This window comes from Pseudoalteromonas sp. QJM3NY_22, assembly GCF_056173065.1.
The window spans coordinates 4407591-4413590 of record NZ_CM149655.1 but is presented as its reverse complement, the minus strand read 5'-3'; the positions used below and the strand labels follow the sequence as shown (position 1 = coordinate 4413590).

General features: G+C 39.1%; 6 protein-coding genes. All 6 read left to right on the top strand.

The window, feature by feature from the left end; genetic code table 11:
- Positions 1-475: 475 nt before the first annotated feature.
- The 6 genes from rpmH (at position 476) to AC0VZ4_RS20275 (ending at position 5928) form a co-directional block, all read left to right on the top strand.
- A complete protein-coding gene (rpmH, locus tag AC0VZ4_RS20300; protein WP_004335215.1) occupies positions 476-610 on the top strand; it encodes a 50S ribosomal protein L34 in 135 nt (44 codons plus the stop codon).
- 7 nt (positions 611-617) lie between these two features.
- Entirely contained in the window at positions 618-1040 is a 423-nt protein-coding gene (gene rnpA, locus AC0VZ4_RS20295; RefSeq protein ID WP_033031124.1) for a ribonuclease P protein component, read from the top strand.
- Between the two features lie 129 nt (positions 1041-1169).
- The gene (gene yidD / locus AC0VZ4_RS20290; RefSeq protein WP_008138026.1) at positions 1170-1445 is read left to right on the top strand and encodes a membrane protein insertion efficiency factor YidD; all 276 of its coding nucleotides are present in this window, start codon (positions 1170-1172) and stop codon (positions 1443-1445) included.
- An 8-nt stretch (positions 1446-1453) separates the two neighbouring features.
- A complete protein-coding gene (gene yidC / locus AC0VZ4_RS20285; RefSeq protein ID WP_475440568.1) occupies positions 1454-3088 on the top strand; it encodes a membrane protein insertase YidC in 1635 nt (544 codons plus the stop codon).
- A 165-nt stretch (positions 3089-3253) separates the two neighbouring features.
- Entirely contained in the window at positions 3254-4618 is a 1365-nt protein-coding gene (gene mnmE, locus AC0VZ4_RS20280; protein ID WP_475440567.1) for a tRNA uridine-5-carboxymethylaminomethyl(34) synthesis GTPase MnmE, read from the top strand.
- Between the two features lie 176 nt (positions 4619-4794).
- Complete coding sequence (locus tag AC0VZ4_RS20275) at positions 4795-5928, top strand: tyrosine-type recombinase/integrase (protein ID WP_475440566.1); 1134 nt, start codon at positions 4795-4797, stop codon at positions 5926-5928.
- Positions 5929-6000 lie beyond the last annotated feature (72 nt).

Below are 6000 nucleotides of genomic sequence, written 5' to 3'. Positions count from 1 at the left end.
TAATGATTAAAAATCATGCATTTATTGCGTCAAAATAGCCAAATAAGTGGCCCAAGGCCGCGTATTATGAAGACACTTTATCCACAAGTAAAAGATTGATTTTTATAAAATTGTTGATATCGCTGTATAAAAACATTAACAGACTGATTTAAATAAGCTTTTATTTCAAAGCCTGATGACAGATCATAACAAAATAACGCTAAGATCGCGAACCAATTTTACGATCCATTTTACTTTTCCCCTGCTTTTATTCACTTTTTATACAGGGGCTGTGGAAAACTTCTTATTTATGATGATCCTAGTGGATCATAATTCTCGATCACCATGAATAGAGTAACTAACACTTAGTATAGGCTGTAATTATGATTGACTTTGAGTCACTTCATCTATAATATCTCGCGCTCGCAATGGCACCTATGCCAGGATCGCGACCTGTATAGGATGTTTTAACTTTAACCGATCGGATGAGATTGTTATGAAAAGAACTTTTCAACCTAGCGTTTTAAAACGCAAACGTGCACACGGCTTCCGTGCTCGCATGGCAACTGTAAATGGCCGTAAAGTATTAGCACGTCGCCGCGCTAAAGGCCGCAAAGTTCTTTCTGCTTAATTTATAAGTGGAAGACTTTAGCTTTGGCAGGGAGTTACGTCTGTTAACTCCCTCGCATTACTCTCGCATATTTAATGAACCCGCTCGGGCTGCAACTCCTTTCTTTACTCTATTAGCTAAACCAAATAACCAAGATAAACCTAGGTTAGGGCTTACTGTTGCTAAAAAACGTGTAAAAAAGGCATGCCAACGAAACCGTATTAAACGTCTCGCTCGCGAAAGTTTTCGTTTAAATCAACACAGCATCGATAATATTGATATTGTGCTTATGGTTAAAAATGGTATTGATGAGCAGTCTAATGAAGAAATAACCAAACAACTTACTAAATTATGGCGAAAAATTAACGAACGCTGTAAACCAGGTGCACCTAAACCGCCACCTTTTAAGAAACGCCCAAACAAATCAGCTAAATCTAATAAACAAACCTAATTGCAATAGAATTGCAGGGTTAATTAATGTATCTTTAGCTCACCTTTTAATCATGCATTTAAAATTTCTAATTGAGTCTTTAAATACATGATATCTATCTCACTAAACTTAAGTAGGGGCATAAACATCATGAGGTTACTTAAACCACTTGTTGCTTTACCAACTTTTTGTTTAGTGTTATTTATCCGCGGTTATCAAAAGTGGATTAGCCCGCTGTTAGGTCCGCATTGTCGTTTTAATCCAACCTGTTCTAGTTATGCTATTCAAGCAATTAAATTGCATGGATCGGTAAAAGGTAGTTGGTTAGCTTTGAAACGCATATTAAAATGCCATCCTTTACATTCAGGCGGAGACGACCCCGTCCCTGAAAAATTAACCCATATTAACCACCAACACGAGAAATAAGAGCTGTTATGGAATCGCAACGCACGTTTTTATTAATTGGCCTAATGCTAGTGTCGTTTTTATTGTTCCAAGAATGGGACAATGATTACAACAAGCCTAAAGTCGATCCAAGTGCCACAACACAAACACTAAAAGCAAATTCACCAGAGTCGGATGATTATATTCCTTCATCGTCAGATTCAGAATTACCTACTTCAGCAACTTTAGCTAAACGTTCAGTTATTGAAATCACAACTGACGTTTTTAAAGTTAAAATTGACACCAAAGGCGGTGACATTGTTGAAGCAGACCTTCTTCAATACGAAGACACCAAAGGAAGTAACACTCCTTTTATGTTGCTTGGTGAGTTTGATGGCAAACAATACTTTTCACAAAGTGGCTTAATTGGCTTAAATGGCCCTGACGCATCAGCTAACGGTCGCCCTACTTACAATACCGAACAAAAGTCATATACCTTAACGGGTGATGAGCTTCGCGTTCCACTTCAGTTTACAGATCGTAATGGTGTTAGTTTTACTAAAACGTATGTATTCAAAAAAGGTCAGTATGACGTAGGCTTAGAATACAAAATTAACAACACCACCAGCGCACCACTTCAAGTACAGCTATACACGCAAATTAAGCGCACAGTACAAGAAAAAGGCAGCATGGTTGATCAAAACTATTTAGGCGCTGCATACGGTACTGATGAAGAAAAATACGAAAAGTATAGTTTTTCAGATATGGCTGATAAAAACCTAAACAAAAACACCCAAGGTGGTTATGTTGCGTTTATCCAGCATTACTTTGTAAGTGCTTGGGTGCCAATGCAGGATCAATCAAATACACTTTATAGTTTAATTACAAAAAGTAATGCCGCTATTATTGGTGCTAAAGATGAAGCTGTTAATATTCAAGCAGGTAGTGAGCAAACACTAACTGCTATTTATTACATGGGCCCGAAAGAATCGGATATTCTTGAAGCGATTCACCCAGACCTAGATTTAACTGTAGATTACGGTTGGTTATTTTTTATCTCGCAGCCTTTATTTGTATTACTAAAATGGTTACACAGCATTTTAGGTAACTGGGGTGTTGCAATTATTGCCATCACTATTATCGTTAAATCGTTAATGTACCCACTTACCAAAGCGCAATACACCTCAATGGCAAAAATGCGTGCCCTACAACCTAAAATGGCAGCTCTTAAAGAAAAGTTTGGTGATGACCGTCAAAAGTTCGGCCAAGCAACTATGGAAATGTACAAAAAAGAAAAAGTTAACCCTATGGGTGGCTGTTTCCCTATTTTGCTACAAATGCCAATTTTCTTAGCCTTGTTCTACGTATTCTTAGAGTCAACTGAACTTCGCCACGCTGAATTCATTTTTTGGTTAACTGACCTTTCTGCGAAAGACCCATACTACGTATTACCAATATTATTTGGTGCGAGTATGTTTGTGACGCAAAAGCTACAACCTATGACGGTTACTGATCCAATGCAGCAAAAAATGATGACCTTTATGCCGGTTATCTTCTCTGTATTTTTCTTATGGTTCCCATCGGGTTTAGTTCTTTACTGGTTAGTGTCTAACCTTATTTCTATTGTCCAGATGTTAATCATCTACCGTGGCATGGAAAAGAAAGGAATTAAAGTAAGAGGCTAATTGCCTGTACCCAAGCCACATCGAGATGGTTTGGGTATATTACTTATATAAAGGCGACTTAGGTCGCCTTTTTTATTGCCTGTTTTTCACCAGAGTATTCGCGAGTGTTTATTTCATAGGTTACAATACCGCCATAAAGTTACTCATCGTTGGCAAATTAATAGCATGATCAATCAAGATACAATTGCAGCACAAGCAACCGCTCCCGGACGTGGTGGCGTTGGTATAATTCGCGTTTCAGGCAGCCTTGCTAAAAGCGTTGCCGAAAAAGTGGTAGGTAAAATTCCTAAAGTTCGCTACGCCGATTACGTGCCATTTAAAAGCCTAGCTGGCGAGCAACTTGATCAAGGTCTTGCCATTTACTTTGCAGGTCCTAACTCATTTACAGGCGAAGATGTGCTTGAGCTACAAGGCCACGGCGGCCCTGTAGTACTGGATATGTTACTTAAAGAAATTAGTAAAATCGAGGGCGTTCGTTTAGCAAAACCAGGTGAGTTTTCTGAACGTGCATTTATGAACGACAAGCTTGATTTAACACAAGCAGAAGCCATCGCCGACTTAATTAATGCCACCAGCGAACAAGCCGCTAAAAGCGCCTTACAGTCTCTCCAAGGTGAATTTTCTAAGCACATAGAAACACTCGTTGAAAAAGTAATTCACTTACGTATGTACGTAGAAGCGGCAATTGATTTTCCTGATGAAGAAATTGATTTTTTATCTGACGGTAAAGTATCTGGTGATTTAGATGCCATTATAAATCAGCTCAATACCGTAACTAATCAAGCCAAGCAAGGCAGCATAATGCGCGAAGGTATGCGTGTTGTTATTGCTGGTCGCCCAAATGCGGGTAAATCAAGCCTACTCAACGCTCTAGCTGGTCGTGAAGCCGCAATAGTAACAGAAATAGCCGGTACCACTCGCGACGTACTACGAGAGCATATACATATAGATGGTATGCCACTGCATATTATAGATACCGCAGGCCTACGCGAAAGCCCCGATCGCGTAGAGCAAATAGGTATTGAACGTGCTTGGGATGAAATAAATCAAGCCGATCGGGTTTTATTTATGCTTGATGGCACCGATACTACAGATACCGACCCACACAAAATTTGGCCTGAATTTATGGCAAAATTACCAGAAGGTATGGGCGTGACAGTCATCAGAAACAAGGCCGATTTGTCGGGCGATATTGTCGGTATGGAGCAAGAGCAACAATACCCGGTCATCAGCTTAAGTGCCAAAAATGCTGACGGTATTGAACTTGTTCGCGAGCATTTAAAAGCCTGTATAGGCTTTCAAGGTGCAACTGAAGGTGGCTTTATGGCGCGCCGTCGTCATCTAGATGCACTGGAAAGTGCGGCCCATCATTTAGATACCGGTAAAACACAATTAGAAATGCACATTGCCGGTGAAATACTGGCTGAAGAACTGCGTTTAACACAGCAGTATTTGAATGAAATAACCGGTGAATTTACCTCTGACGATTTACTAGGAAAGATATTTAGCTCGTTTTGTATCGGCAAATAACAAGGTAAACTAAAGGAAACAAACATCCAACTTAAGTTAAAAAACCTAATTTATTCATACATTTAATAACTTTTTTATCTTTCAATAGTTTCCTTTAGTTTCATAATATGGGTCTTGAACGGCCCACCTACTTCTTTGATGTGGGCCACTATTGGTCCACCAAAGAGGAAGTTATTATGAAACTAACCATCGAGAAAAAGTCACCTGATAGCACAGGCCGCCAACAACTACTATTAACGAGAAATTATGGTTCTTACCTAAACGAAAACGGCAAACGAGTTAAACGCCGTAAAAGACAATCAATGGACTTGTTCATTTATGCTAACCCTAAGGACAAGTTCCAACGTGACCACAATAAAAAGACCTTAGATATTTCAGAAAAGATAAGAGCGCAAGCGATTGTCGATTTAGCTAACAACAAGCATCACTTTGAAGACTCAGAAAAACAGCAAGAAAGCTTTTATAGCTACATGCAGCAAATAATTAATGACAAAGAACACACGGATAGCCCTTCAAATGTATCGCTGTGGGAATCAGCATTAATCCATTTGCAAAAATATTGCGAGGGTAACCCTTTATCATTTGCAGACTTCGATGCTAATGTATTATTAGGATTCAGAACATACTTAATAAAACATGCACGAACAAAGTCAGATAAGCTACTTTCTTCAAATACTACATCATGCTATTTCAATAAAGTGAGAGCGGCTTTAAACAAAGCATTTCACGAAGGCATTATTCGCCGAAATCCTGTAAACGAAGTAAAAAGCATCAAGATAGAACAAAACCCTCGTAATTACTTAGAAGAGGAAGAAGTAACAGCTCTTTACAGAACAGAGTGCCGATATGATGTACTAAAGCGAGCATTCTTATTCGGATGCCTAACAGGTATGCGCTGGAGCGATATTCAAAAACTAACGTGGGATCGAATCGCTTTAAAAGAGCAACGCGCGACGTTCAGACATACGAAAACAAAACACCTCCAGTACCTTGATTTACCCGATGATGCGATCAGCTTATTAGGTTCGCAAGGAGAAGCCCATGAACGTGTTTTTAAAGGCTTAAGATACTCGAGCTATACTAACGTAGCCCTAACCCAATGGATGCTCAGAGCAGGTATTACAAAGCACATAACCTTTCACTGCGCGAGACACACATTTGCAGTCCGTATGTTAACTAATGATATCGATATCTATACGGTATCAAAGCTACTAGGCCACTCAGAGTTGAAAACAACACAAATTTACTCTGATATAGTTGAGCGTAAGCGAAAAGAGGCGATGACCACCCTACCTAGTTTATTTCAATAAAGGATATTAGGTTGGGAAATATGGGAAACTGGGAAAATATAATAAAAACAGATAAATATAAATTTATTTACC

What these genes read in the sequence shown, in the direction of transcription:
- rpmH (WP_004335215.1), top strand. Translation starts at nt 476, where the DNA reads ATGAAAAGAACTTTTCAACCTAGCGTTTTAAAACGCAAACGTGCACAC.
- yidD (WP_008138026.1), top strand. Translation starts at nt 1,170, where the DNA reads ATGAGGTTACTTAAACCACTTGTTGCTTTACCAACTTTTTGTTTAGTG.
- yidC (WP_475440568.1), top strand. Translation starts at nt 1,454, where the DNA reads ATGGAATCGCAACGCACGTTTTTATTAATTGGCCTAATGCTAGTGTCG.
- mnmE (WP_475440567.1), top strand. Translation starts at nt 3,254, where the DNA reads ATGATCAATCAAGATACAATTGCAGCACAAGCAACCGCTCCCGGACGT.
- AC0VZ4_RS20275 (WP_475440566.1), top strand. Translation starts at nt 4,795, where the DNA reads ATGAAACTAACCATCGAGAAAAAGTCACCTGATAGCACAGGCCGCCAA.